Here is a 26,252-nt window from a genome sequence, read left to right on the forward strand (position 1 = left end):
CTACAGCACCTGCTCGGACGGCGGTGACGCTGCGCTCGTGTCCATCTCGGTGCCCGCGGGTGTCATCTCCGCCTCCAATGCCGCTACTGCGGAGTCGAATTCGGGCCGTACCCAGAATCCGGAATGCCCGCAGACTGGCGGATAGGTGCCGTCGGGCCGCACGGTGAGCGCCTCCACGTCGAGCAGGCGGAAGTCGATATCGACCAGAGCCTCGGCCATGGCGCGGTTCGCCTTGTCACTCACCCACGAACCGATCGGATCGGACAGCGCCCACAGGTTGATCCACCGAGATCGTTGTCGCACAGCGAGTCTCGGCAGCGCGCCGGTCCCGAAGTACGCCGGGAAGTTACGCGCGTACAGCCGGCGCAGCGGTGAACCGAAGGTCAGCAGCGCCACCCGTGCCCTGCTGTCGTCGTCGTACTGCAACAAGGTCGCCGCTGCAATGACGGTGCCCTGACTGTGGGCCGCGATCACCACCCGGGTGTCCGGCTCGGCGGACAGCACCCTGAGCCGGTCCAGCAGTTCCGGCACGGTCCGCTCGGCGTAACACGGCGGCGTGAGCGGATGGTTGGCGCGCGGCCAGAACGTGATGACGTCCCACAGCACGGCCACCACCCGGCGCATCTGGCGGTCCCGATATGCCTGCACCGCAACGACAACCAGCCCAACCGCCAGGGACAGTGTGATGATCACGCTCGCCCTGGTGATCGTCGGTGAATAGCCCGGCAGCGCCTCGAACCCACCTCGTTCGGACACATACCAGGCCGTCAGCGCCGCGATCACCACGACGGCCACCAACGCCACACCACCGATCAACGTGACGCCCAAGTCGGTCAGCCCCGCGACCGCCCGCGACCGAGCGACCTGCCTCGCGCGCGCGTCGTTCTCGGCGGTACCCGGATAGTCGGCGAGCACCGCGGGCAGTTCGGCCCTCGTCCTGCTTGGAAGAACCACCCACCACACCGCAAGGACCACCGCGATGATCACCACGATCATCACCCCGATCGTGACGGCCGCCCAGAGGTACGGCGGCGGGACGATCAAAGGGGATTCGGCGTTCAGCGCCTCGACCCTGTCCGCGAACGCCGCGGCGGTGTTCCCCAGCGTCGTCGCCCGCTTTCCGAGTGCGGCGTTGGCGGCCGCGGTGGAGATCACCGCGTCGCCGAGGACCTGCGCGGTCAACAAGCCGATACCGACGCTGAACGCACCGCCCATGAGCCAGGCGATCAGCGCGACGAACGGCGCCGTCAGTCCGCGCAGCGTCGGGCGCCACGCGGGGTCGGCCGCCTTCGGTTGCCCACGCATCGACCATGCGGTGAACGCGAACAGCAGGACCAGCAGCGCCACGTGGACACCGAGCAGAACGTAGATCGCCCCGCGCAACCCCGGGAAGTGGGTGGGCGCTTTCGGATACTCGACGTCGGCGATCGCCACCCACACCAGCGTTACGATCAACAGCCCCAACGAGATCCAGCGCAACAGCAGAAGCGGGCGCGTCAGCCTGTCGGCGCCGCTGCCGCCGCGGGCGGTCGCCCGGTTCCAGGCCGTGGCCAGCACCGCGATCGCGAGGATGAGGCCGTTGGCGACCAGCAGTGCCGTCCCGACCCCGGCAGGGGTCGTGCTCAGCGGCGCCGCGAGGGTCAGCGCGGCGACCCCGGCCGTCCACGCCATCACATGGCAGGCACGCAACCGCAGCACCGACGGATCGATGCACCAGAACGTGTCCGATTCCAGCGGCACCTCGTCGGCCGACACCGCCGGATTCGGCGGCCTGCCAACCTCTCTCGTGTTTTCCTTACCGAGCCGCCACAACGCGATGATCACCAGGACCAGCGGCACCGCGCTCAGCGCCACCTGCGTCCCGCGCGGCATCGTCGCGAGCCACGAAATCGGGCCCCACTGCGCCGCGCACTGCGGTAGGGCGACGCACTGCCACACCGTCACGTCCATGACCGCGACGGCGGTCGCCAGCATCAACGTCAGGGTGAACGACAGCGCGATCAACCTCAGCAGCGCCACCGCGATCGACGCGGCGCGGCGCTGCCCGGCGACGGGCGGCAGCATCCAATGCGCGAGGTTGATGAAGATGAACGGCAGGAACAGCAGCCACACCGCTCGGCTCGCCCGTCCGGAGGTCAGTCCGCCCCACGAATACGCCTCGACCACGCGGTGCCATGCCGATCCGCCCTCGGTGCGCTGGGCGTCGTCGATCCACGGCTGTCTGCGGTAGAACCCGGCCGACTTGTCGCCGGCCCGCTGGTCGAGGAATTCGGCGGGGCAGCCCAGCAGGGCCTCCGGCGGTGTTCCGGATACGCCGTGCACCCGGAGTTCGACGACGGTGCCGCCCTCGGCCATCTCTCAATGGTGGCGCGAGGTTTGGCAGATGTTCCAGCGGGCACGCCACAGGAGGCTCATCAATCTCCAGGAGGATGCGATGCGAGCAGTTACGTGGCAGGGGCGGCGGAAGGTTTCCGTCGACACTGTGCCCGATCCGGTGATCAAGGAACCCAACGACGCGATCATCCGGGTGACGAGCACGAACATCTGCGGGTCCGATCTGCACCTCTACGAGGTGCTCGGCGCGTTCATGAATCCCGGCGACATCCTCGGACACGAGGCGATGGGCGTGGTCGAAGAAGTCGGCCGCGACGTCGACAACCTCGCCGTCGGCGACCGCATCGTGATCCCGTTCAACATCAGCTGCGGGCAGTGCTTCATGTGCGATCACGGCCTACAGAGCCAGTGCGAGACGACTCAGAATCGCGACCAGGGCACGGGTGCGGCACTGTTCGGGTATTCGAAGCTCTACGGCGAGGTCGCCGGCGGGCAGGCCGAATACCTGCGAGTGCCGCAAGCGCAGTACACCCACATCAAGGTGCCCGACGACGCACCCGACGAACGCTATGTCTATCTCTCCGATGTGCTGCCCACCGCGTGGCAGGCGGTCGAGTACGCCGACGTGCCCGACGGCGGCACGCTCGTGGTGCTCGGCCTGGGTCCGATCGGTGCGATGGCCTGCCGCATCGCGGCGCACCGCAAGAAGGCGACGGTGATCGGTGTCGATCTGGTCCCCGAGCGGTTGGACCGCGTCCGCCAGTACTGCTCGGAGGTCGTCGACCTCCGCCGCGAGGACGCCGAAGAGGTGGTGCAGAGCTACACCGAGGGCCGTGGTGCCGACGCGGTCATCGACGCCGTCGGCATGGAGGCGCACGGCTCGCCGGTGGCCGAGGCCGCGCAGACCGCCAGCGGTTTTCTGCCGTCGCCGGTGGGTCGCGTCGTGATGAAGCACGCCGGGGTGGATCGCCTCGCCGCGTTCAACATGGCGATCGCGCTGGTGCGCCGGGGCGGCACCATCTCGCTGTCCGGGGTTTACGGCGGCGCCGCAAGCCCGGTCAACCTGATGACGTTGTTCGACAAGCAGATTCAGCTGCGCATGGGACAGGCCAATGTCAAGAAGTGGATCCCGGACATCATGCCGCTGCTCACCGACGACGATCCGCTCGGCGTTGAGCAGTTCGCCACGCACCGGCTTCCGCTCTCGGCCGCGCCCGACGCCTACGAGACATTCCAGAAGAAGGAGGACGGCATGGTCAAGGTGGTCCTGACACCCTGATGGACCAATCCGAGGCGCCGATACTGGACGGCCTGGTCGACTATCGGCGAAGCAACCGCTACGGATACACGCCACCCGGCCACCGGCAGGGACGCGGTGTTGATGACCGCGTGCTGGCTGTCCTCGGCGACCAGCCGTTCGCCAACGATGTCTTGGTCAGCGGCGGTCTCGACGACCGCCGGATGCGCAACGAGTACCTCAAGCGCGCGGAGGCTCTGATGGCGGAGGCCGTCGGCGCAGACATCGCGTGGTTCTCCACCTGCGGCAGTTCACTTTCTGTGAAGGCCGCAATGATGGCAGTCGCCGGCGGGGATGGCGGATTGCTCGTTCCGCGCGACAGCCACAAGTCGATCGTGGCCGGGCTGATCTTCTCCGGCGTTCAGCCGTATTGGGTCACACCTCGCTGGGACGCCGAGCGGCACTTCTCCCATCCGCCGTCGGCCCAGGATTTCGCGGACGCGTGGGACCGCCACCCGGACGCGGCAGGGGCGCTGGTTGTCAGTCCGAGTCCGTACGGCACCTGCACCGACCTGGAAGGCATCGCGCAGGTATGCCACGACCGCGACAAACGACTCATCGTCGACGAGGCGTGGGGCGCCCATCTGCCCTTCCATGAGGACCTGCCTACGTGGGCGATGGACGCTGGTGCCGACGTCTGCGTCGTCAGCGTGCACAAAATGGGCGCCGGATTCGAACAGGGGTCGGTCTTCCACCTGCAGGGCGACCTGGTCGACAAGGACCGCCTGTCAGCATGTGCCGACCTGCTGATGACGACGAGTCCGAATGCGATGGTGTACGCCGGGATCGACGGATGGCGCCGCCACATGGTCGACAGCGGCCGCGAATTACTCGGGGCTGCACTGGAACTCGTCCATGGATTACGCGCCGACATCGAGTTGATCCCCGATATCGAGGTGCTCGACGACGAGCTGCTCGGGGTCGAGGCCTCCCACGACCTCGACCGATTGCAGATCCTGATGGACGTCTCGGCCACCGGGGTGTCGGGCTATCAGACGGCCGACTGGTTGCGGCAGAACCGGCACATCGACCTCGGGATGAGCGACCACCGCCGCGTGCTGGCGACCATGTCGTTCGCCGATGACAAGGCCACCGCGGAGCGGTTGCTCGACTCCTTGTGGGCGTGGCGGAAGGCCGCCAACGAATTCGAACCGTCTGCGCCGATCCGGCTGCCGTCGCCGTCGGAGATTCAGCTGGAGACCGTGCAGTCTCCGCGCGACGCCTTCTTCGGACGTGTCGAGGAGGTCCCGGCCGCCGAGGCGTGCGGTCGCATCTCGGCCGAGCAGATCACCCCGTATCCGCCGGGCATACCGGCCGTCGTCCCCGGTGAGCGCCTCAACGACGCGGTGATCGACTACCTGCGCGACGGGCTGAAAGCCGGGATGAACGTCCCCGACGCGGCCGATACCTCACTGCAGACTTTTCGCGTCTCCGGTAGGTGATACCCCTGGTTTCAGTACACGGAGTTTTGGCAACATTACCGACGGGTAAGTTCCTTTCGGCTGGCACTCGACGGGTGGGATGACAATGGAGTTCCTTGCTCAGGGCGACGAGGGCGGTGGCGCCGCACTCAACGAGATCATCGGTTTGACGGTCGCCGCCGGGATCGTCGCGGCGATTCTGCTGTGGGTGGGCTGGATGCACCGCAATCACAAGATTTCGTGGCTGGCGGGCCTGGCCGAGTGGTCGGGACGAAGGTTCAAACGGCCGTCGTGGGTGGCGCTGCCGATCGCACTGTTCATCGCGTCCATCATCTGCGCACTGTTCGGCTTCATCTGGGACGTCAGCCTGCACATCGGCAACGGCCGCGACGACGGCGCGCTAGCCAACCCGGCGCACTACTTCATCCTCATCGGTCTGTTCGGCATCTTCGTGGCCGGGTGCACGGCCGTGGTCCTGCCCAGAGGCGAGGCCGAACGGCCCGGTCCGGCAGCCGTCCGCATCACCGACGACTGGTACGCACCGGTCGGCGGCCTCGTGATGGCCGGCTGCGGCCTGTACGCGCTCATGGGCTTTCCGCTTGACGACGTGTGGCATCGCATCTTCGGTCAGGACGTCACGCTGTGGGGTCCGACCCACTTGATGATGATCGGCGGTGCCGGCTTCTCCACGCTCGCCGCGCTGTACCTCGAATACGAGGGCCGCAAGGTCAGGACCGACGACACCCCGCCGGATGGCATCGGCCTCAAGTTCGTCCAGTACCTCGCATTCGCCGGCGTGCTGATCGGCGCTTCGGTGTATCAGATCGAATTCGACTTCGGCGTGCCGCAGTTCCGGCAGGTGTTCGAGCCGATGCTGATCGCCGCGGCGGCCGCGCTGGCCCTCGTCGCAGCGCGGATCTTCATGGGCCGCGGCGCGGCACTCATCGCCGCGGTGGTGGCCATCGGTCTGCGGGGGATCGTCGCATTCCTCGTCGCTCCCGTACTGGACGCGCCGGTCAACTGGTTCCCCCTCTACCTCGGACCCGCCATCGTCGTCGAGTTGGTGGCGCTGACTCCACTGCTGAAGCGCCCCATCGTTTTTGGGCTGGTCGCCGGCCTCGGAGTCGGCACCGTGGGAGTGTGGCTGGAGTCGTTGTGGATCGACGCCGTCTACCACCTACCATGGCCGACGAGCATCTGGCCGGAAGCACTGGCTATGTCGGCTCCGGTTGCGACGCTCACCGGCGCATGCGGCGCGATGATCGGGATGGTGCTGACGGCGCAGCGCTTGCCCAGCCGTGCCATCGGCGTCGGCCTTGTCGCGCTGACGGTGTTGGCGATCGGCGCGGCGGCCGCCAACGGCCTGCGCTACGAGGTTCCCGAAAGTGCCACGGCCACCATCACTCTCACCGATGTACCCAGCAGCGACGGTCAACGTCACGCGACAGCCGATGTGCAGATCACTCCGGCCAACCTGATCAGCGACGATCCGAATTGGGTGGCGGTGCTCGGCTGGCAGGGTGGCCTGCAATATGAACGCGGGATCTTCATCGACCGCCTCGAAAACGTGGGCCCGGGACACTTCCGGTCGACCGAGCCGATGCCGGTGTCCGGTACGTGGAAGACGCTGCTGCGGGTGCACGACGGCAAAACTCTGGCCGCGGTGCCGATCTATCTGGCCGGCGATCCCGGCATCGGCGCAGAGGAGGTGCCTGCCGAGGCATCGACAACCCGCCCGTTCGTCGCGGAGATCACCATCCTTCAGCGTGAGCGCAGCCCCGACATCCCGGCGTCGCTGTGGCTCATCGGCTGTCTGGTGGTGCTGGTCTGCAGCCTGCTGATGATCGGCGGAATCACTTGGGGAGCGGGGCGTATCAACAACAGTGAGCCGCACGCCAGCGACGCCAAGCTGGAACCGACCGCGCAGGCATGACAACCGAACCGAGCGTCGTCATCCTCGCCGATCACTCGGTGTGGATCGCTGTGCCGGCCTTCGCCCCCGCCTTCGTCGTCGCCGGTGTCGTCATCTACATCGCGCTACGGAACCGGCGGAAGGGTGACACACCTCGCGGCGACGGGACGGCCGCGGCAAGCGAAGATGGTGCACCGTGAGGAAGACAACGATTCTCCCCGTGCTGATGACCGCCACGCTGCTCACCGCCGGCTGCGGCGGTAACGAGGGCCAGGAGTCCACGGAGGCCGGTCCGTCGGCGACGGCGGTCAACCCGTCGGAGATGGCCGATCAGCAGGCACCGCCCGCCCGCGTCGTCGTCAACGTGATGATCGAGGGCGGCAACGTGACTCCGGTCAACGAGCAGCTGGAGGCCTCGGTCGATCAGCCGATCATCCTCCGCGTCAACAGCGACGTCGCCGATGAGCTGCATGTGCACTCGAACCCCGAGCACACATTCAAGAACGAGCCGAAGCCGGGCCAGTCGTTCCAGTTCAGCGTGAACGTGCCCGGAAAGGTCGACGTGGAGTTGCACCAGCTGAAGAAAACGATCGCAACCATCACTGTGCAGTGAACGCGGACCGGTCGATCGCCGTACTCGCCCATGGCCTGGGCGGCTCGACCGACCTTCCGATCCCGTTTACATACGCGCTGATCGGCGCCGCCTGGGCACTCACGTTCACATTCGCCGTCGTCGCGCTGGCCTGGCGCACACCGAAATTCGATCAGGACAAGCCCGGCCACGAACTGCCCGCCTCGGTGACCACGGTGGTCGACGCCCCCGCCACCCGCTGGACCGTCGGCCTCCTTGGCCTTGCTCTCGCGGTGTGGGTGGGTCTGGCCGCGTTCTTCGGCCCGCAGAACGCCGACAATCCGCTGCCCGGCGTGTTCTACGTGCTGCTGTGGGTCGGCCTGGTGGCAGCGTCGCTGCTGCTGGGACCGGTGTGGCGCGTCGTGTCGCCGGTGCGCACGGTGCACCGGCTGCTCGGCGGCAAGTCGCTGCGCGGCTACCCGGAAGCGCTGGGTTACTGGCCCGCAGCCCTGGGCCTGTTCGCGTTCGTGTGGCTCGAGCTCGCCAGCCCCGATCCGGGATCGCTTGCCGCGATACGGCTTTGGCTGCTGATCTATCTGGCAGTCACCCTCGCGGGAGCGCTGTGCTGCGGTACACGGTGGTGCGCCCGCGCCGATCCGTTCGAGGTGTACAGCATCGTGGTGTCACGGCTGTCGGCGCTGCGGCGCAACCGCGACGGTCGAATCGCGATCGGCAATCCGTTCGACCATCTGCCGTCGCTGCCGGTGCGCCCAGGCGTCGTCGCGGTGCTGTCGGTGCTGTTGGGGTCGACGGCCTTCGACAGCTTCTCCGCACGGCCGCAATGGCGCACCTTCATCGAGGAGACCGCCAGTTCCGCCACCACCGCCACGCTGATCAACACCGCGGGTCTGGTCGTCTTCGCCGGCGTCGTCGCGGGCACGTTCTGGCTGGCCGCCAGGGCGACGGGAGGAGTCGATCGCGAGCAGCGTCGCCAACTGCCGGGACAGATGGCGCATTCGCTCATTCCGATCGTCGTGGGTTATGTATTCGCCCACTACCTGACCTACCTGATAGAGCGGGGGCAGCAGACCGTCTACCTGATGGTCGGTATGGACGCCGAGGTGAACTACTTTCTCTCTCTTCACCCTTCGCTGCTGGCGAGCATCAAGGTCGGATGCGTGGTGGCCGGCCACATCGCGGGGGTGGTCGCCGCGCACGACCGCGCGCTTCGACTGCTACCCAAGGCACACCAGCTGACGGGTCAGCTCGCGATGATGCTGGTGATGGTCGGTTACACATTCACCGGGCTCTACCTGTTGTTCGGCGGGTAAATTTCTGCTCATGCGGGCGCTGATCATCGTTGACGTTCAGAACGACTTCTGCGAAGGCGGGTCTCTGGAGGTTCGTCGCGGCGCCGCGGTCGCCAGCGGCATCAGCGAGTTGCTGCAGGGTGACCACGGATACGCACACGTTGTGGCCACCAAGGACTTCCACATCGATCCCGGCGACCATTTCTCCGACCACCCCGACTACGTGGCGTCGTGGCCGCGCCACTGTGTGGCGGAGACTCCTGGCGCCGACTTCCATCCGCACCTCGACACCACCGCGGTCGAGGCCGTCTTCCGCAAGGGCCACTACGCGGCGGCCTACAGCGGGTTCGAAGGCGCCGACGACAGCGGCACACCGCTGGCCGAATGGCTGCGCCAGCACGACGTCGACGAGGTCGACGTCGTCGGCATCGCGACGGACTACTGCGTACAGGCGACGGCCCTGGACGCCGCAAAGAACGGCTTCCGCACCCGGGTGCTGCTCGACCTCACGGCGGGCGTCGCGCCGGAGTCGACAGCGAAGGCCGTCGACACGATGCGCGCCGTCGGGGTCGACGTCGCCTAAGTGCGGGTGGGGTCCGTCGGGCGGCCCGACCACTGCGGTGGGCGACGGGCCAGATGGGCGCGCACCCCCTCCTTCGCGTCGTCGTGTCCCATGAGCGCGAGATGGATCTCGGTTTCCCGACGACCCACGGCGGCGCGGTCGAGATCGAACGAATCCCACAGCAGCCGCTTGCTGGCGGCGACCGACATCGGCGCGGTGTTCTCGGCGATGTCATGCGCCATTTCCAGGGCGGCGGGAAGCACATCGTCCGCGTCGAGCACGCGGCTGCCCAGACCCAGCTCCGCCGCACGGCGGCCGTCGAATGTCGCACCGGTCAACAGGATTTCGGCGGCGTTGGCGGTTCCGACCAGGCGCGGCAGCACCCAATGTGAGTAGGCGTCGCCGACGACGCCGCGCCGCACCTGGACGACGCCGTAGCGCGCGTCGGCGGCGAAGATCCGGATGTCGCACTGCAGCGCCAGCGTCAGACCCAGCCCGATGGCATGGCCGTTGACCGCGGCGATCACCGGTTTGGAAAGCGTCCAGGCGGGCACGTCGATACCGGCCGCGGTGAACCCGGGCCCTGGCGCGGCGAACGTGTCCTCGCCCCCGCCGAGGTCGGCGCCCGCGCAGAAGGCGGGCGGTGCGCCCGTCAGCACGATGACGCGGACGTCGTCGTCGCGGTCGCAGGTCCGGTAGGCGTCCGCGAGTTCGTCGCGCATCCCGTCGCCGACGGCGTTGCGCTGCTTCGGGCGGTGCAGCGTGATGGTTGCCACACCACCATCAATGGCCAGCAGCAACGTCCGGTATCCGGGTGAGGAACTCATTGGTTGCAATGCTGTCGCATTGGGCATTCCCTAACGTCGCCTTCGTGCGTATCCGTGTCGTCCGTGTCTACATCTATGGGAATCTATGGAGGCCGAAACCTTGACTCAAGCCGCGAATCCGCAGGTCAGCACCCAGCTCGAGGTCTGGCCAGGTAAGGCCTACCCGCTGGGCGCGACCTACGACGGCACCGGCACGAACTTCGCGCTGTTCAGCGAGGCCGCCGAGCGGGTGGAACTGTGCCTGTTCGATGACGATGGCTCGGGCAACCTGCGAGAAACCCGGCTGACCCTGCCCGAGGTCGACGGTTTCGTCTGGCACGCGTTCGTGCCCAACATCGAGCCCGGCCAGCGCTACGGCTACCGCGTGCACGGCGCCTACGATCCCGCCGCAGGCGCCCGGTGCAACCCGAACAAGCTGCTGCTCGACCCGTACGCCAAGGCCATCGAGGGCACGTTCGACTGGAACCAGTCGCTGTTCGGCTACAACTTCGGCGACCCCGACAGCCGCAACGACGACGACTCGGCAGCCAGCATGCCCAAGTGCGTCGTCATCAACCCGTACTTCGACTGGGGCGTCGACCGCCCGCCGGGCCACGAGTACGCCGACACCGTCATCTACGAGGCCCACGTCAAGGGCCTCACGCAGACGCACCCGGACATCCCTGAGCAGATTCGCGGAACCTACGCCGCCGTGGCCCACCCGGTCATCATCGAGCATCTGAAATCGTTGGGTGTCAACGCCATCGAGTTGATGCCGGTGCACCACTTCGCCAACGACTCCACTCTCATCGACAAGGGCCTGTCCAACTACTGGGGCTACAACACGATCGGCTTCCTGGCGCCGGATTCCAAGTACAGCTCCAGCCCGAATCCCGGTGGGCAGGTGCAGGAGTTCAAGGCGATGGTCAGGGCTTTGCACGAGGCCGACATCGAAGTCATCCTCGACGTCGTCTACAACCACACCGCCGAGGGCAACCACCTCGGTCCAACGCTGTCCATGCGCGGCATCGACAATGCCGCCTACTACCGCCTTGTCGATGACGACAAGCAGTACTACATGGACTACACCGGCACCGGCAACAGCCTCAACGTCGGCCACCCGCACACGCTGCAACTGATCATGGACTCACTGCGCTATTGGGTGACCGAGATGCACGTCGACGGCTTCCGGTTCGACCTGGCGTCGACGCTGGCGCGGGAGTTCTACGACGTGGACCGCCTGTCGGCCTTCTTCGAACTCGTGCAACAGGATCCGACGGTCAGCCAGGTGAAGTTGATCGCCGAACCGTGGGATGTCGGACCCGGCGGTTACCAGGTCGGCAACTTTCCGCCGCAATGGACCGAGTGGAACGGCAAGTATCGCGACACCGTGCGCGACTACTGGCGCGGCGAACCGGCAACGCTCGACGAGTTCGCGTCCCGGCTCACCGGCTCGGCCGATCTGTACGAGAACACTGCCCGCCGACCGGTGGCGTCGATCAACTTCGTTGTCGCCCACGACGGGTTCACGCTGCGGGATCTGGTGTCCTACAACGAGAAACACAACGAGGCCAACGGCGAGGACAACAACGACGGAGAGAGCCACAACCGATCGTGGAACTGCGGTGTCGAGGGCCCCACCGATGATCCCGAGATCAATGCGCTGCGCTCCCGTCAGCAACGCAACTTCCTGACCACGCTGCTGCTGTCGCAGGGGGTGCCGATGATCGCCCACGGCGATGAGCTCGGCCGCACCCAGCAGGGCAACAACAACGTGTACTGCCAGGACAACGAGTTGTCCTGGATCGACTGGGCGAACGCCGATTCCGACCTCATCGAGTTCACCCGGTCGGTGTCAGGGCTGCGTGCCGCGCACCCGGTCTTCCGGCGCCGTCGGTTCTTCTCCGGCCGCCCGGTCCGTCAGCGTGGGGGCGAGAAGCTGCCCGACATCGCCTGGTTCGCCCCGGACGGTTCGGAGATGAGCGATGAGGACTGGGAGTCCGGATTCGCCAAATCGATTGCGGTGTACCTCAACGGCCACGGCATACCGGACCTCGACGTGCGTGGTCAGCGGATCATCGATGATTCGTTCGTGCTGTGCTTCAACGCCCACTACGAGCCGATCGAGTTCGTGCTGCCCGCAGAACAGTTCGGCACCGCATGGATTCCGGTGATCGACACCGCGGCGGACGGCGACGAGGAGGCCGAGAGCCACGGCGCCGCCGCGAAGGTGTCCGTCGACGCCAGGTCGGTGTTGGTGCTGCAGTCGGCTCCGGTCGACGAGAAGTAGTCAGCGCTCGACGTCGAAGAACGACTCGCCGTCCTCTGGGGCGCCGTCGATCTGCCCCTGCTCGCTGCCGTGTCGCTCCGGATCGATGCGATCGAGCGCGTCGTCGGACAGTTCGACGGTTTCCTGGTCGGTGTCGTCGGCATCGCGGGGGTCGATGTCGTCGGGTCCGATGTCGGGGACCTCATCGGCGAGGCGCTCGTCGAGTGTCTCGTCCTCTTTGGCGTCGATCCACTTCTCCGGCGGGTCGACCACCGCGTCGCCGTCGTCGTTGCGCACCTCGTCGGAGTCGAGCTGCTCCTCGGGTGTGAGGGGGTTGTCGTCGGATACGTCGCGTGCCATGTCTGCCATGGTGCCCGACGTGGCGCGCGGCTAAACCGAAAGCCGACGAATCACGAAAGCATCGCAGAAGCGTTGCGCGCCAGCATTCTTCCCGTCCAAGTTCCCCATACCGTACCGATCCGTATGGTACGGTCACGTCCTATCAGCAACCGCGGCCGCTGGGTCGGCGCAGAGTGTTTTTCTGTGCCGCCGGCCGGGCGGGCCGGAGAAGGAGCCGATGAGCGGCGGCACCTCCCCGCGGCCGCGGTTGCTGAGTCTTTCCCAGCCGTCGGGGCCGATAAGACGTGCAAACTACTCGCCAGTTCAATTTTCGCGAGCGTAAACGACGCCGTATGCTGCGCTCCATGACGCAGGCGCGCAGCCCGCTGACGGTCGACGACTGGGTCCAGGCGGGGTTCGCTCTCCTCACCGAGGGCGGCCCGAGCGCGCTGAAAATCGGTCGGCTCTGCGAACGCCTCCAAGTCACCAAAGGCAGCTTCTACTGGCATTTCGCCGACATGTGCGCCTACCGCACCGCGCTGGCCGACGCGTGGGCCGGCCTGCACGACCAATGGCGCCGGCGATTCGAGGCCTTACGTGGCGCCAAGGGCCGCGAGCGGCTGGAGGAAATGGTTCAGGGGCTGCTGCGGCCCGACCATTGGGCGCTCGAGCGGGCGATGCGGATGTGGGCACTGACCGACGAGACGATCCTGCGCAGTGTCCGACTGAGCGATGAGCGGGTCCTGTCCGAAGTCCGGCAGGCGTTCCTCGACTGCGGATTCGACGATGAAGAGGCGGCCTGGCGCTCGTCGGTGCTGTTCGCCACCGGCATGGGCCTGGTGCACGAGACGCCCGTCGGCGAGGCGGCGACCGCACCGCTGGACGGACGCATCCTCGATCTCATGCTCCGTCGATAGGCCTCGTCGGCTCCAATCCCGTCTTCTTGTCGAGGTACTGCAGCAGATAGTGGGCGGCGAGCTCGATGTCCTTGTGCCGCCATTCAGCTGCGCGGTAGACGCACGCGATCAGCCCCGTGCGGTGGAGCCTGCGGAAGTCGCCGTAGACGAACGCGTAGCGCGCTTTGGTGCCGTCGGTGGCGCCCTCGGTCAGGCCGAGGTGCCACTGCGCGTATTCCTCCCAGGAATGCGATTCGAGGTAGGAGTTCTGGGCCTCGGCGCGCGGTTGCACGTCGCCCCAGTCGCTGTCGAGGACGTACTGGCGGGCGTCGATCAGTTCGCGCGCCTTGGCCACGGCGTCGTCGTTGAGTGTGTACTTCGCCATGGCCTGCGCGCTCCTCTCTACCGACGCAGCTCCCGCGTGGCATCGGCCAGGGTCCAGACAGAGATACCCAGCAGCGCAATGTCTTTCATCAGGAAGCCACCCGTCAGCGACAGTGCCGGGAACCCGCCCTGTGCAGCCTCGAATACCCCGGTCGTGGTGAACATGAAACTTAGCGTTGACAGGAACAGGACGATGGCGAGCAGGCTGCCGCCGATGGACAGCTTCGGCGACCATGGCTTGACCGCGAGCAACACCGCGGCGGTGATCTCGAAGACGCCGAGCAGGGCCGAGAACGTGGACACCGAGAAGATGTCGTACACCCAACTCATGAACGGGCTATCCGAAACCAGCGACACGATGCCCTCGGCCTCGTACCTCATGAATTTCAGGCCGCCGTACCACAAGAGCACGATGACCAGGGAGTAGCGCACGATCAGGCCAGCGGCCTTGTCGATGGTGTTCGTATACGTGGAGTCGATCTGTCGTGTGGTCATATAGCGGTAGTGCTTCGATCCGCCGCGACCGTTACTTCATTTGCGATTTCGGCGTGTTGGGTCTCGCTCAGGTTGACTTAGCACGCCAAAGTCGACGTCAGCCGACGATACGGGCGATCGATTTCAACGGGATCGGCAGCCAACTGGGCCGGTGCCTGGCCTCGTAGCCGGCTTCGTACACCGCTTTGTCGAGCTCGTACGCGAGGAGCAGGTCACCCGCGTCGCGTGGATCGGTGCCCGACACCTCGGCGTAGCCCTCGCAGAAGGATCCGGCGTTGCGGTCGACCCATTCGCGGGCGCGCGCGGCGAGCTGGCGGTCGCGATCCTCGTCTCGGGAGTCGGTGGACTGGTCGATCAGTCGTTGGTAGGCCGCGTATTCATAGGACCGCAGCATTCCGGCCACGTCACGCAGCGTCGAGTCGGGTTGCCTGCGTTCGTCGAGCGGTTGGCCGGGCTCGCCCTCGAAGTCGATCAGCAGCCAGGACTCCGGGGTGCGCAGGACCTGGCCGAGGTGCAGGTCGCCGTGGATGCGCTGCACGACGATCCGCTCCTCGGCGAGCTTGCGATACCGCTCCTCGATCAACTCGACGAATTCCTCGAGTTCGGGCACCGCCTTCGCAACCGCCGCCAACCGCTCCAGCATGGTGTCGGTCGGAAACACGATGGTCGACGTCTCCAGGCTGTCGGCCAGCGTCGCGTGCACCGCGGCGACCGCTTCGCCGAGTCGGAACGACTCACCCGCGAAGTCGCCGCCGACCTCGTCGGCGTACAGGTCGCCTTCGGCGAACAGATCGCGAGTGCTGGCCAGCGCCATGTCCCAACCTTCGGCGGAGTTGGCCGCGAACTCAGTGACCATGCCCAGCGCGGACGGTTCGTCAGTCGATGTCGTCGTCTCGAAGGAGCCGAGCAGCCGTGCCACGTGCGGGTTACCCGCCCGCGCCAAGACCCGGTTGAGTTCGATGTCCGGATTGATGCCGGGCGTGATGCGCCGGAAGATCTTGAGGACGGCTTCCTGCTCGAACACAACGCTGGTGTTGCTCTGTTCGGCGCCCATCAACCGCGGCGCGATGTCGAGCGGCAGGGTGACGTCGGGTTCCTTGACGAAACGGACTGTCGTCTCCGCAGGGCCGACGGTCGCCGACGAGTCGATCAGCGACAGCAGGTACTGCCCGGCCGTCGGATCGTAAAGCGCGTCGTAGGCGGTGCGGTCACCGTCTCTGCCGATCGTTGCGACGTCGGCGTACTCCTCGATGGGTCCGGCGTCGTTCCACTGCACGATCACCTGATAGCGCTCCGACGAGCCGTCGGTGTACGACACGTCGACCAGGACGAGGTCCAAGTCGTCGCGCAACGGGACGGTGACGGCCGGTTCGGCCGAGGCGAGCTCACGGCTGCGCCCCGCGTACCAGCGTTGTAGCGGTAACCATTGGTCGAAGGGGAGATTCACGGCGTAACTCCAGGTTCCGGCTCGGGTTCACGCAGCGCGAACCAATAGAACCCATGGCCGGGCAGGGTGAGCAGGTACGGCAACTGACCGATGCGCGGGAACTCCACATGCCCGGTCATCTCGATAGGCGTGTAGCCGTTCCAGTGCTGCAGATTCAGCTCAATGGGCTGCGGGAAGCGCGACAGGTTGTTGACACACAGCACGGTGCCGCCCTGTTCCTCGCTTTCCATCTCGCGAACGTACGTCAAGACGGAGGGGTTCGACCCGCCAAGCTCGCGGAAAGTGCCGACGGCGAACGCGTCGTGGCGGCGGCGCACGGCCAGCATCGTGCGGGTCCAGTTCAGCAGCGACGTCGAGCTGTCGCGTTGCGCCTCGACGTTCACCGACTGGTAGCCGTAGATCGGGTCCTGGTTGGGCGGCAGATACAGCCGGCCGGGGTTGGCGGTGGAGAAGCCCGCGTTGCGGTCGGGGGTCCACTGCATCGGGGTGCGGACCCCGTCGCGGTCGCCGAGCCAGATGATGTCGCCCATCCCGATTTCGTCGCCGTAGTAGAGCACCGGCGAGCCGGGAAGCGACAGCAACAACGCCGTGAACAGCTGCATCTGGTTGCGGTCGTTCTCGAGCAGGGGCGCCAGTCGCCGCCGGATGCCGACGTTGGCCTTCATCCGGGGGTCCTTGGCATACTCGGCGTACATGTAGTCGCGCTCTTCGTCGGTGACCATCTCGAGCGTCAGCTCGTCGTGGTTGCGCAGGAAGATGCCCCACTGCGCCATCTCCGGGATCGGCGGGGTCTGCGCCAGGATCTCGGAGATCGGGAACCGCGATTCACGCCGAACCGCCATGAAAATCCTTGGCATCAGCGGAAAGTGGAACGCCATGTGGCATTCGTCGCCGCCGGTGTCAGGGTTGCCGAAGTACTCGACCACGTCAGCCGGCCACTGGTTGGCCTCGGCCAGCAGCACGCGACCGGGGTACTCATCGTCGATGACCTTGCGGCAGTGCCGGAGGAACGCGTGCGTCTCGGGCAGGTTCTCGCAGTTGGTGCCCTCCCGCTCGAACAGGTAGGGCACCGCGTCGAGCCGGAAGCCGTCGATGCCGAGGTCGAGCCAGAATCGCAGCACGTCGATCATGGCTTCCTGAACCGCAGGGTTGTCGTAGTTCAGGTCGGGCTGATGCGAGAAGAAGCGGTGCCAGTAGAACTGCCGCCGCACCGGGTCGTAGGTCCAGTTGGACTCCTCGGTGTCGACGAAGATGATGCGCGCGTCCTGGTACTTCTCGCTGGTGTCGCTCCAGACGTAGAAGTCGCCGTAGGGGCCGTCTGGATTGCGGCGCGACTCCTGGAACCACTCGTGTGAATCCGACGTGTGGTTCATGACCAGGTCGGTGATGATGCGGATGCCGCGACGGTGCGCCGCGTCCAGGAGTTCGACGAAGTCTTCGACGGTGCCGAACTCGGGGAGCACCTTGTAGAAGTCCCGGATGTCGTAGCCGCCGTCGCGCAGCGGGGAGTCGTAGAAGGGTGGCAGCCAAAGGCAATCGACCCCAAGCCATTTCAGGTAGTCAAGGCGTTCCGTCAACCCGCGCAGGTCACCGATGCCGTCGGCATTGGAGTCGTGGAAGGCGCGCACCAGCACCTCGTAGAAAACCGCATGCTTGAACCAGGTGCGGTCCTCAGGCAGCGCCCGCGCATGTTCGAAGTCATCGGCGGTCGGGTGCTCGACCACGCCGTCCTCGACGTGGCTGCCTTCCGTGGGGTCGTGGTCGCTAACGTCCATACAGTCTTCAAACCTACCCATGTCCGTTGAAATTGAACCGCCCGAAATCTCGGCGTTGTGGGCTCCCCGCGCGACGTATTTTGCTCGCGTTTGCTCGTTGCGCAAGTGGGAGGTTGAGGCATCCTCGGGGTCGCGATTCGTGCGACACAACCTCCGATGCGGCGGTGACCGTCGGTTTGCTCGGCGGCCGCCGATGCTGCTCTGGCCGGCATGGCGAAGCTTCGACGGACGGTCTGTCGGTGGGCCGTGTTTGACGGTCACGTGCCTGGTAAACGCGGTGTCTGACGGCGCATTTGTCGACGTCGGGTCGGTGGATTTAGTGCATTTGGTGACACGACAGGTCCGGTAGCATTTTCCGCGTGACGCCTGAGGGGGCTCGGCGAGCATTCAGTGGGGAGCTGAATGCCGAGCGGAGCGATTGTGACTGAGGATTTGCGGGTCGATACCGCGTTGGTCCGTCAGTCCGGCAGCAAGTTGCAGACGATCGCCGGATTGCTCCCCGAGCCCCCCGCGACGTTCAGTCCGGCGGGCACCGATGCGCTGTCGACGGCGATTGCGGGCAAGGTGGCCGAGGTGGTCGACCCGGTGATCGCGCAGATGCCGATCACCAAAGAAGAGTTGACCCGCTACGCCCAGAATGTGATGGCAGCCGCGGACCGCTACGACGCGACCGATCGCCAGATCGCAGAGGACATTCTCAGGCGGCTGGGTCTGCTCGACGAGGTGACAAGTGCCAGCGGCGGTGCGCCGGGTGCGCCCTTGTCTGCGGGCGGCGCTCAACGGGCCGGGGCGCCCGCGGCCGGAGCGGGGCAGGCCGACCAGATGGGTCAGCTGATGCAAATGCCGATGCAGTTGGCTCAGCAGGCCGCGCAGATCCCGATGCAGTTGGCGAGTATGGCGGCGGCGATTCCCCAAGCGATGATGCAAGGCGTGCAAAGCGCCGTGCAGCAGGCAAGTCAGATGTCGGAGTTGTCAGCAGAAGAGCCCCTGGACGACGAAGACGCCGAACTTGCGGAAGGTGTTGTCGACGAGCCGTCCGAGGAGACGTCGGAGCCCACCTCCGGTGAAGCGGCGCCTGGCGGCGTCAGTGGCGAGCGCGTACCCGAACCTGCGCCGGAAGATTCCGAACCCGAGGCCCCTGCCGCACCCGCGCCGACGCGTCCGGCTGAGACGACCAGGGGCGCACTGTGAGCTTTCAGCCGCCCGGCGGTACACCCCCGCCTGGCGGTCCCCCGCCGGGGAATAACATTCCGCCGCAAGGCTATCCGGGTCCTCAGCAGCCGTGGCCGCCGCAGCAGCCATGGGGTGCTGCGGCGCTGCCGAAGAAGCGCGGTAACGGTTGGAAGTGGGGACTGGGCGTGCTGGCGCTGCTGGTCGTCATCGGAGTGACTGCAGCAGTGACGATCTCGGTGACCAAGGATCGCAGCGAAGGTTCGACACCGAATGGTGAGACCTTCGGTCTGGCTAGTGCCGACGACAAGGGGCCGGCCAACATAATCACCGAAGACCCGAGCTGCGCGGCGTGGTCACCGATCGCCCAGACGTTCGTGGATGTACAGGATGGCGCCAGCTGGGGTGATCGAGATCCTGATGTGGCAGCATCCGATTGGACGCCTGAGCAACGGGCGCAGTTTGAGCAAGTTGGTCGAGCAGCTCGAAACGCAGCCGATCAAACCGTCGATGTTGCCAAGTTGACGCCGCACCGCGTGATGCGTGAGTTGTACGAGCAATACATCGCTTACGCCAGGGCGTATAGCGACTCGATTGCAACTTATACGCCTGCCGACGACCACATGGCCCGGGTTTTCACTTCGATAGGTAGTGCAATCGCGCACGTCTGTTCAGCTATCAAGTACGGATCTGCAGCATCCCGGGGGCCGCTAATCCCACCGACTGGACAACCGTCGAACGTGCCCCCGCTTCAAGACCCAAACAGCCCAATCAGATTCATGAGGTCCATCGACCCCGTATGCGCAGACTGGACACGGCTACTAGACAAATTCGCATTGGATACGACCGACTGGCAAGAACTCGATCCAGCACTTCCCGCAAGCAAATGGAACGCTAGCCAGAGAGCTGTCGCGGACGCCGCGATACCGATCATGAAAACGCTCGCTGACGACATAGAGGAGTTGGGCCAGTCCAGTGCGAACGTCGTGTTTCGGGAGTTCGCCCTCTTCGCCGCTCAATACCGTCGCGCCTATGCGCAGGCTCTGCCGAGTTACACCGCAGCTGATTCATACCTGTCCGGTGTGTCGTCGTCCACTACATCCGCTATTTGGGAAGCGTGTAAGGCAGTCGGGGGTTAGGGATGGGTCTTGGCCGGCCATATGACCCCTATGGGATGACGGATCCCCCAGCGTGGCCAGATGTCGACGAAGACATGCTCGAAGCCCGCGCCGACGTATTCGATGCTGCAGCTAACTTGGTTGCAGACCAAAGGGAATCGGCGAAGGGCGAGCGCGCAGAATTATTCGGTGCTGTTGGAACTTGGTCTGGTGCAGGCTCTACCGCCGCTGCACGCAAACTTGATCAACAAATTTCAGACCTTGATTCGCTAGTGAACAGTCTTGCGGCGTCAGCACAACTGTTCAAGGACTGCAGGGACGCAATAGTACGTGCCAAGAACGCGATCACCGACAACACCATTGAAGCCAATCAGAGCATCAGCGATATCCGGAACAACTCTGAGACTGCACCAGATTCAAAGTTGACGGATATTCAGGCCGTTGTAAGAAGCACACGCGCTGACAATATCGGTGTGATCGGCCACGAACGGTTCGCGCTAACAGGTGAAGTCGCACATGATGCACCGCAGACATCCGAGGGTGATCCGGCAATCCAACTAGTCTCGAATCACGCGCCTCTCGAACCAGTGCTCCCGCAGAATTCTCCAGGGGCAGCCGCACTGGACCGACAATCAGCACCGCCATCACCTGCTGACGAACAACTTATCGATGCGACAGATAGCACGTTGGGCGCCGAAGGCGAAGGTAGACAGGTGCCCCCTCCACCAAGCGCTGCTCCTCCTCCTGTCGCACCACCGCCTGCCCCAGGGCCGGCAGCCCCCGGTGCCCCCCGAGTATCCGGAATGCCCAGCGCGCCTCGGACTCCCAGTGGGCCGTCGGCTCCGAGCGTCGGCGTGCCTTCGAGCCCGCTATCGACTCCGTCGACGCCCTCGACATCCGCACCCAGCGTGCCGAGCACCGCCAATGCGTCACCCGCCACACCACAACAGCAGCTGACCGAGTTCCACAGAGCGATGGCCGAGGCAACGGCAAGGGCCGTCCAAACACCCATCCTGCCAACACAACCGGCAGCATCGCTGGGTCCCGCTCCTGTTACACCGGCACCGACTCCTCCGTCGGTACTCGACGTGCCATCAGCCCCAGCCCAAACTCCCACCGCTGCGGGTCCACCTGCCGGCGCCGCAGCGCCAGTCGCACCGCCACCCAGCACCTCGGCACCCGTGCCAGGCCCATCGATGCCCCTGGGTCCGCCTTCGACACCCCCGCCCGCAGCGCCCGTCGCGCCAGCCGGACCTGTCGCCTCGACACCACCAGCAGCGGCCGCCGGTTCCAGCTCCGTCGGAGCCCCTGCACCAGTACCGGTTTCGGCTGCCCGTGCTCATCGTGAAGCCACGGCCGCAGCAGCGACAGCAGGCGCTCTGCGGCGTCGAGCCTCCGGCAGCGATCCCGCGATGTTGGCCCAGCGCATCGCTGCCGCCCTCAATGTCGGTATCACCGACGTGGGATTCTTCTGGATCACCGGCCTGGCGAAGGACGGCACGATCGTCGTCGCCAACAACTACGGGCTCGCCTACATACCCGAAGGTGTGAACCTGCCCGACCACGTCAAGATGGCCACCGCCGACGAAGCCATCCCCGCCGCCGTCCGTGCCACATGGACCACGTATCCGATTCTCGCCCTTCATGGTTGGGCCCAACACCACAACACCGACCTGCGCGCGGTCATCGCTACCGAGGACCAGTTCAAGGGCTTCGACCCCGGCGCCCCCAAGATCCTCCTACGACCGGATGACATCCCCGAGAACGGGACCATCGATGGGCGGCGTCGACTGCAGGTGATCGCCCCGGAGGCCGCGATGAAGCTGGCGGCTGTGAGCGACACCGGCTTGGCCGACCTCCTACCTCCACCCTCAACCGATGCCAACGCGCCCGAAGATCGGCGATCTCAGCTGTGGTTCGAGGTGTTTCGTCCTCTCTTGAGCAACGTTCCCGAACGCGCCGCCGTGCAACTCGCCGCGTTCGTGAGCTATGCCGACCACGCGCAGGAACTCGCCTTACACCGCGCTCACATCGCCGTCGATCCCGCCGATCAGCGTGCCGCCATTGCCGATTGGATCTACTGGCAGCACCTGAGTGTGCTGATGTCCGACGCTATGAACACCGAGGCCACCGTATGAGCATTCTCAACGCGTTCTTGTCCACCTGGTCGCACACGCGCCGGACTTTCGGTACCGGCGCACCGGCGGGCGGTGCACAGTACGACGGCAGTGACCTTCTAAACAGCGCCGAGACCGTCCTCGCATCGGCAACGCCAGGCGAACACTGGTCCGGCTCAGCCGCCACTGAGTACGACGTGGCAAATACTAAGCACCACCGCATAATTGGCCAGTTCGCTGCGGTCGACCATCGACTCCGCTCAGAAGTCGATCGGTCCGCCGACGTCACCGATATCGGGCGACGCAATCTTGACACCGTCCGCAAGCAAGTGATCGACGCTGTCGCCACCACTCCTCAGGGTCAAGCCGGTGAGCGCCTGAAGCTTGCGATCGCTCAGAGGGGGCTCGAACAGCTTCGCGAAATCGTCCAGCGCTCGATCGCCGAATCCCGCGATATCGCCGGGAGAATCCGCGGCCTTGGCGACGAATACACGGCCTTGGATATCCAAGAGACACTCGAGGATCAATCCGCGATCAGGGCTGTCGACTTCAAGACCGACACTCCCGACGATCCCCCACCCCTCATGCCGGGCCAGCCGATCGATCCCGCGAATCCCTTCATCGGCGACCAACGGTTCGGTCACTGGGAGAACGTGATCCCCCTGCCCTACACCGGAACGACCCCGCCCCCGCCGACGCAGCAGTATCACCCGTTTCCCGAAGGAACACCGTTGAAAGTTGGCGGCACGACGGGTTGGTACACGCCGGGCAGAAACTGGGCCGCCGACCCACCGTTGGTGCGGCTAGAGGAGCAATACCGGTTTCGGCTGGCCGGACGGGAAGCAACGACCTACACACGGATGGTTCACGAGAATGGGCGCTGGCAGCAGCAGCGCTGGATTCAGAACGTTTACGAATACCAGCGGCATACCCAGATCACGTTCGGCGGCGACGTGCACCACCGACGCGAGAGTGATCTCGCCGCCCTATCAACGCCGTTCCTGGATTTCGAGTGGAAACCCATCGGCCTGAACGAGATTGCGTCGTTGTCGGCCAAGAATGCGGCCGTCACCTACTACCTACCCGATGGCTGCGGAGGTCAGTTCACGTATCAGGGCGGCGTTCCGATGGGTGGCCAGAGTGGTCTCCCCCCATCGCCACCGATCATGACAAGACCGCGGTGACCTAGCGCCGGGCAGACGGCGCCTCGTCAGGATCTTCTGAGTTCAGTTCGTCCCAATGCGCCCACGCCGGAAGCGGAGTCGGCGGCACCCCGCGGGTATCCGGCAGTAGCGGGTCTACATCGATCAGATCGCGGTAGTGAATCTTCGGTCTGCGAATCGCGTACACAGTCACAATCGCAACCGCCCCGCACACGATGAACGTCAGGAGTGCGATTTTGAGAATCAGCAGTAACACGTCGCGCCCAGAACCAGATCGGTCACCGCATCAACTTTACCGTCGCCCGGTATGGCCAGATCCCGACGATTGTTGTCTCACGCGACATCTACGGCTGGGCCAAGGACTTACTGTCGGCCGACGTCGCCGCCGGTCACCAGGGCCAACCCGATGAGAGCTCGACCTGGGTCGCCGCCTCCGGCTGCGACCGGCCTCGCGGGAGTCTCAAATGTGACCTGACCTGAGCTCATGTCGCAATCGGAAACCCACCGGTGTCGAAATTCGTGATGGACACCGGGCCATGCAGGCCCAAGCATGGATGCCGCTAGGAGAGGCGGTTTGGGAATGACGATCAGTGTGGCCGAGCGCGCAGAACTGCGCACAGCCGTGGGTGAGCTGCTGGCCGATAAGTGCACCGAAGACGACGTGCGCCGCGTGATGAGCAGTGACGACGGCTTCGATCGCGACCTGTGGAGCCGCCTCGCCGAGCAGGGCGTTCTCGGCATGCTCGTCGATGACGACCATGGTGGTCTCGGATTCGGCGCCCTGGAGCTCGAAGCCGTGGCCGAGGAAACCGGTGCCGCCCTGCTGCCCGCACCCTTCATCTCCAGCGCGGTGCTGACCGTCGCACTCATCCAGGCCGCCGGCTCGGACGACGACAAGCATCGGCTGCTGCCCGGTCTGGCCGACGGCACCTCGATCGGCACTGTTGCGATCACAGGCAAGTCCGGTACATGGACCGCCGACGGCGTCGACGTGCAGGCCGACGCCGACGGCACGCTCACCGGTAGCGCCCACTACGTCACCTGGGGCCAGGTGGCGAACGTGGTGCTCGTGGTGGCGCGCACCGCAGACGGCATCGGTGTCTACGAAGTCACCGGTGGTTTCGAACGCACGGCCGCAACCGTTTTCGATCCGACGGTGCGTCTGTCCACCTTCACGTTCGCGAACACCCCTGCGCGTCGGCTCGGCACCGCGGGCTGGGACGCCGTCCAGACGGCGCTCGACTACGCGGTCATCGCGTCGGCAGGTGAGCAGGTCGGCGGCGCCCGCAAGATCTTCGACATGACCGTCGAGTACCTCAAGACCCGCGTCCAATTCGGCAGGCAGATCGGCAGCTTCCAGGCACTCAAGCACATGGCCGCCGATCTACTTCTCGAGGTCGAGAACGCCACCTCGGCCGCCCAGCACGCGGCCGCCGAGAAGGCGTCGGACACCGAAACATCTGACGGAGCAACGGCATTGGCTGGGTTTGCGTGTGCCGAGGCGTACGAGACCATCACCATGAACGCCATCCAGATGCACGGTGGTATCGGCTTCACGTGGGAGCATCCCGCCCACCTCTTCCTGCGCCGGGCGCGCACCGGACTGCACTTGTTCGGCGGCCCGCGGCTGCATCGCGAGCGCTACCTCACCTCGAAAGGTGCCTGACATGACCACCCCAGCCCTGCCGACCCCCGACGAACTCCGCGCCGAGGTCCGAGACTGGCTGCGCGACAACTGGACTCCCCTGCCCAAATCAGACGACCCCTGGGCCTCGTCTCCCGAACGGATCGCCTGGCTGGAGAAGGTGCTCGAGGCCGGTTATGCGGTGCCCACCTATCCCACCGAGTGGTTCGGCCGCGGATATCCCAACAAGTTGGCCAACGTCATCGGGCAGGAGTTCGCCGCCATCAAGGCGCCGGGCTCACGCCAGGACAAGTACAACATCCCCGCCAACACCGTCCTTGCGCTCGGCAGCGGCAAGCTCAAGGACGATCTGCTGCGCAGCTTCCTTGTTGAGAAGGCCCGCACCTGCCTGCTCTACAGCGAGCCGGGCGCCGGCTCCGACCTCGCCAGCGTGCGCACGACCGCTGTGCGAGAAGGCGATCAGTGGGTGGTCAACGGGCAGAAGGTGTGGACGTCGGGCGCGCAGACCGCCGACTACGCGCTGCTGCTCGCCCGCACCGACTGGGATGTGCCAAAGCACAAGGGCCTGAGCCTGTTCATCATGCCGATGAAGCAGCCGGGCATCGAGGTGCGGCCGCTGGTGCAGATCACCAGTGAGTCCCACTTCAACGAGGTGTTCATCAACGACGCCACAGTGTCTGACGAATACCTCCTCGGCGGCGAGGGCAACGGTTGGCGGGCGCTGCAGACCGCTCTGGCCTACGAGCGCTCCATCATGGGTGACAGCGGTCGCGGCTCGCGAAACCGCAAGGCCGACAGCCTGATCGAGCTGGCCCGCGAACACGGCAAGCTCGACGACCCCGCCGTGCGTTATCCCCTGGCCAAGGTGCTTGCCATGCGGGAGCTCAACAAACTCAACAACGCTCGCGCCAAAGCCAGTACGTCAGTGGGCACGTCGAGCTCGATCATGTCGCTCGGCAAGCTCGCGATGTCGAAGATCCTGCACACCGAGGCGGCGATGAAGACTCAGATCATCGGCGCCGAGGCGCTGCTGGCCGGGCCCGACAATCCGGTGGCCGACGACGTCAACTTCCTGACGCTGAACGCGTTCTTCACCTCGATCGGCGGCGGCACCGACCAGATCCAGCGCAACATCATCGGCGAGCGCGTACTGGGACTGCCCAAGGAACCCGAGGCCGACCGCGACATCCCGTTCCGGCAGGCCCGCCGGAGCTGACCTAC

Annotated in this window: 23 protein-coding genes; 15 read left to right on the top strand and 8 right to left on the bottom strand. The window is 65.6% G+C overall.

Features of this window, described 5'->3' with window-relative positions:
- Window positions 1–2,355 (bottom strand): hypothetical protein, encoded by a 2,355-nt coding sequence (locus H7J93_RS19250; protein ID WP_267307904.1) that lies wholly within the window; start codon window positions 2,353–2,355, stop codon window positions 1–3.
- Window positions 2,356–2,434: 79 nt separating this feature from the next.
- On the opposite strand from H7J93_RS19250, the gene H7J93_RS19255 reads away from it, so the two are divergent.
- The 7 genes from H7J93_RS19255 (at window position 2,435) to H7J93_RS19285 (ending at window position 9,428) form a co-directional block, all read left to right on the top strand.
- The gene (locus H7J93_RS19255; protein WP_267307905.1) at window positions 2,435–3,613 is read left to right on the top strand and encodes a zinc-dependent alcohol dehydrogenase; all 1,179 of its coding nucleotides are present in this window, start codon (window positions 2,435–2,437) and stop codon (window positions 3,611–3,613) included.
- Window positions 3,613–5,073 carry an aminotransferase class I/II-fold pyridoxal phosphate-dependent enzyme gene (locus H7J93_RS19260; RefSeq protein ID WP_267307906.1) on the top strand — a complete coding sequence of 487 codons (1,461 nt, stop codon included), beginning with the start codon at window positions 3,613–3,615 and terminating at the stop codon, window positions 5,071–5,073. The genes H7J93_RS19255 and H7J93_RS19260 overlap by 1 nt, the downstream gene beginning before the upstream one ends.
- Window positions 5,074–5,152: 79 nt before the next feature.
- A complete protein-coding gene (locus tag H7J93_RS19265) occupies window positions 5,153–6,985 on the top strand; it encodes a hypothetical protein (protein ID WP_267307907.1) in 1,833 nt (610 codons plus the stop codon).
- Entirely contained in the window at window positions 6,982–7,164 is a 183-nt protein-coding gene (locus H7J93_RS19270) for a hypothetical protein (RefSeq protein WP_267307908.1), read from the top strand. The genes H7J93_RS19265 and H7J93_RS19270 overlap by 4 nt, the downstream gene beginning before the upstream one ends.
- Entirely contained in the window at window positions 7,161–7,577 is a 417-nt protein-coding gene (locus tag H7J93_RS19275; RefSeq protein WP_267307909.1) for a hypothetical protein, read from the top strand. The genes H7J93_RS19270 and H7J93_RS19275 overlap by 4 nt, the downstream gene beginning before the upstream one ends.
- Complete coding sequence (locus H7J93_RS19280) at window positions 7,574–8,866, top strand: hypothetical protein (protein ID WP_267307910.1); 1,293 nt, start codon at window positions 7,574–7,576, stop codon at window positions 8,864–8,866. The genes H7J93_RS19275 and H7J93_RS19280 overlap by 4 nt, the downstream gene beginning before the upstream one ends.
- Window positions 8,867–8,876: 10 nt before the next feature.
- Window positions 8,877–9,428 carry a nicotinamidase gene (locus H7J93_RS19285; protein WP_267307911.1) on the top strand — a complete coding sequence of 184 codons (552 nt, stop codon included), beginning with the start codon at window positions 8,877–8,879 and terminating at the stop codon, window positions 9,426–9,428.
- Here the strand turns inward: H7J93_RS19285 and H7J93_RS19290 are convergent.
- Window positions 9,425–10,234 carry an enoyl-CoA hydratase/isomerase family protein gene (locus H7J93_RS19290; RefSeq protein WP_267307912.1) on the bottom strand — a complete coding sequence of 270 codons (810 nt, stop codon included), beginning with the start codon at window positions 10,232–10,234 and terminating at the stop codon, window positions 9,425–9,427. The genes H7J93_RS19285 and H7J93_RS19290 overlap by 4 nt on opposite strands.
- 85 nt (window positions 10,235–10,319) lie before the next feature.
- Between H7J93_RS19290 and glgX the strand changes: the two genes are divergently transcribed.
- On the top strand, window positions 10,320–12,503 hold the full coding sequence (gene glgX / locus H7J93_RS19295; RefSeq protein ID WP_267307913.1) for a glycogen debranching protein GlgX: 2,184 nt from the start codon (window positions 10,320–10,322) through the stop codon (window positions 12,501–12,503).
- Here glgX and H7J93_RS19300 read toward each other — a convergent pair whose 3' ends face one another.
- A complete protein-coding gene (locus H7J93_RS19300) occupies window positions 12,504–12,851 on the bottom strand; it encodes a hypothetical protein (RefSeq protein ID WP_267307914.1) in 348 nt (115 codons plus the stop codon).
- Window positions 12,852–13,186: 335 nt separating this feature from the next.
- Between H7J93_RS19300 and H7J93_RS19305 the strand changes: the two genes are divergently transcribed.
- Entirely contained in the window at window positions 13,187–13,738 is a 552-nt protein-coding gene (locus tag H7J93_RS19305) for a TetR/AcrR family transcriptional regulator (protein WP_267307915.1), read from the top strand.
- Here H7J93_RS19305 and H7J93_RS19310 read toward each other — a convergent pair.
- The 4 genes from H7J93_RS19310 to treS form a co-directional block, all read right to left on the bottom strand.
- Window positions 13,722–14,102, bottom strand: a complete 381-nt coding sequence (locus tag H7J93_RS19310; protein ID WP_267307916.1) for a hypothetical protein — start codon at window positions 14,100–14,102, stop codon at window positions 13,722–13,724. The two genes, H7J93_RS19305 and H7J93_RS19310, sit on opposite strands and share 17 nt — an antisense overlap.
- A gap of 17 nt (window positions 14,103–14,119) precedes the next feature.
- Entirely contained in the window at window positions 14,120–14,596 is a 477-nt protein-coding gene (locus H7J93_RS19315) for a YkgB family protein (RefSeq protein ID WP_267307917.1), read from the bottom strand.
- 97 nt (window positions 14,597–14,693) lie between these two features.
- Entirely contained in the window at window positions 14,694–16,043 is a 1,350-nt protein-coding gene (locus tag H7J93_RS19320; protein ID WP_267307918.1) for a maltokinase N-terminal cap-like domain-containing protein, read from the bottom strand.
- Window positions 16,040–17,818: a maltose alpha-D-glucosyltransferase gene (gene treS / locus H7J93_RS19325; RefSeq protein WP_267307919.1), complete on the bottom strand. Its 1,779-nt coding sequence runs from the start codon at window positions 17,816–17,818 to the stop codon at window positions 16,040–16,042. The genes H7J93_RS19320 and treS overlap by 4 nt, the downstream gene beginning before the upstream one ends.
- 420 nt (window positions 17,819–18,238) lie before the next feature.
- On the opposite strand from treS, the gene H7J93_RS19330 reads away from it, so the two are divergent.
- Window positions 18,239–19,009 (top strand): WXG100 family type VII secretion target, encoded by a 771-nt coding sequence (locus tag H7J93_RS19330; RefSeq protein WP_267307920.1) that lies wholly within the window; start codon window positions 18,239–18,241, stop codon window positions 19,007–19,009.
- A 167-nt stretch (window positions 19,010–19,176) separates the two neighbouring features.
- Window positions 19,177–20,127: an ESX-1 system-associated protein gene (locus H7J93_RS19335; protein ID WP_267307921.1), complete on the top strand. Its 951-nt coding sequence runs from the start codon at window positions 19,177–19,179 to the stop codon at window positions 20,125–20,127.
- A 1,032-nt stretch (window positions 20,128–21,159) separates the two neighbouring features.
- Here H7J93_RS19335 and H7J93_RS19340 read toward each other — a convergent pair.
- Window positions 21,160–21,375 carry a hypothetical protein gene (locus tag H7J93_RS19340; RefSeq protein ID WP_267307922.1) on the bottom strand — a complete coding sequence of 72 codons (216 nt, stop codon included), beginning with the start codon at window positions 21,373–21,375 and terminating at the stop codon, window positions 21,160–21,162.
- A gap of 143 nt (window positions 21,376–21,518) precedes the next feature.
- On the opposite strand from H7J93_RS19340, the gene H7J93_RS19345 reads away from it, so the two are divergent.
- From H7J93_RS19345 to H7J93_RS19360, 4 genes are all read left to right on the top strand, one after another.
- Window positions 21,519–22,244: an EspK C-terminal domain-containing protein gene (locus H7J93_RS19345; protein WP_267307923.1), complete on the top strand. Its 726-nt coding sequence runs from the start codon at window positions 21,519–21,521 to the stop codon at window positions 22,242–22,244.
- Complete coding sequence (locus H7J93_RS19350) at window positions 22,241–23,407, top strand: EspA/EspE family type VII secretion system effector (RefSeq protein WP_267307924.1); 1,167 nt, start codon at window positions 22,241–22,243, stop codon at window positions 23,405–23,407. The genes H7J93_RS19345 and H7J93_RS19350 overlap by 4 nt, the downstream gene beginning before the upstream one ends.
- Window positions 23,408–23,966: 559 nt before the next feature.
- On the top strand, window positions 23,967–25,052 hold the full coding sequence (locus H7J93_RS19355) for an acyl-CoA dehydrogenase family protein (protein WP_267307925.1): 1,086 nt from the start codon (window positions 23,967–23,969) through the stop codon (window positions 25,050–25,052).
- 1 nt (window position 25,053) lies between these two features.
- Complete coding sequence (locus H7J93_RS19360; protein ID WP_267307926.1) at window positions 25,054–26,247, top strand: acyl-CoA dehydrogenase family protein; 1,194 nt, start codon at window positions 25,054–25,056, stop codon at window positions 26,245–26,247.
- Window positions 26,248–26,252 lie beyond the last annotated feature (5 nt).

The sequence above is a fragment of the Mycobacterium barrassiae genome (assembly GCF_025822765.1).
GTDB lineage: Bacteria > Actinomycetota > Actinomycetes > Mycobacteriales > Mycobacteriaceae > Mycobacterium > Mycobacterium barrassiae.

Coding starts and splice junctions, on each gene's coding strand:
- H7J93_RS19250 (WP_267307904.1), bottom strand. CDS start 2,355: ATGGCCGAGGGCGGCACCGTCGTCGAACTCCGGGTGCACGGCGTATCC.
- H7J93_RS19255 (WP_267307905.1), top strand. CDS start 2,435: ATGCGAGCAGTTACGTGGCAGGGGCGGCGGAAGGTTTCCGTCGACACT.
- H7J93_RS19260 (WP_267307906.1), top strand. CDS start 3,613: ATGGACCAATCCGAGGCGCCGATACTGGACGGCCTGGTCGACTATCGG.
- H7J93_RS19265 (WP_267307907.1), top strand. CDS start 5,153: ATGACAATGGAGTTCCTTGCTCAGGGCGACGAGGGCGGTGGCGCCGCA.
- H7J93_RS19270 (WP_267307908.1), top strand. CDS start 6,982: ATGACAACCGAACCGAGCGTCGTCATCCTCGCCGATCACTCGGTGTGG.
- H7J93_RS19285 (WP_267307911.1), top strand. CDS start 8,877: ATGCGGGCGCTGATCATCGTTGACGTTCAGAACGACTTCTGCGAAGGC.
- H7J93_RS19290 (WP_267307912.1), bottom strand. CDS start 10,234: ATGAGTTCCTCACCCGGATACCGGACGTTGCTGCTGGCCATTGATGGT.
- glgX (WP_267307913.1), top strand. CDS start 10,320: ATGGAGGCCGAAACCTTGACTCAAGCCGCGAATCCGCAGGTCAGCACC.
- H7J93_RS19300 (WP_267307914.1), bottom strand. CDS start 12,851: ATGGCAGACATGGCACGCGACGTATCCGACGACAACCCCCTCACACCC.
- H7J93_RS19305 (WP_267307915.1), top strand. CDS start 13,187: ATGACGCAGGCGCGCAGCCCGCTGACGGTCGACGACTGGGTCCAGGCG.
- H7J93_RS19310 (WP_267307916.1), bottom strand. CDS start 14,102: ATGGCGAAGTACACACTCAACGACGACGCCGTGGCCAAGGCGCGCGAA.
- H7J93_RS19315 (WP_267307917.1), bottom strand. CDS start 14,596: ATGACCACACGACAGATCGACTCCACGTATACGAACACCATCGACAAG.
- treS (WP_267307919.1), bottom strand. CDS start 17,818: ATGGACGTTAGCGACCACGACCCCACGGAAGGCAGCCACGTCGAGGAC.
- H7J93_RS19345 (WP_267307923.1), top strand. CDS start 21,519: ATGTTGGCCCAGCGCATCGCTGCCGCCCTCAATGTCGGTATCACCGAC.
- H7J93_RS19350 (WP_267307924.1), top strand. CDS start 22,241: ATGAGCATTCTCAACGCGTTCTTGTCCACCTGGTCGCACACGCGCCGG.
- H7J93_RS19355 (WP_267307925.1), top strand. CDS start 23,967: ATGACGATCAGTGTGGCCGAGCGCGCAGAACTGCGCACAGCCGTGGGT.
- H7J93_RS19360 (WP_267307926.1), top strand. CDS start 25,054: ATGACCACCCCAGCCCTGCCGACCCCCGACGAACTCCGCGCCGAGGTC.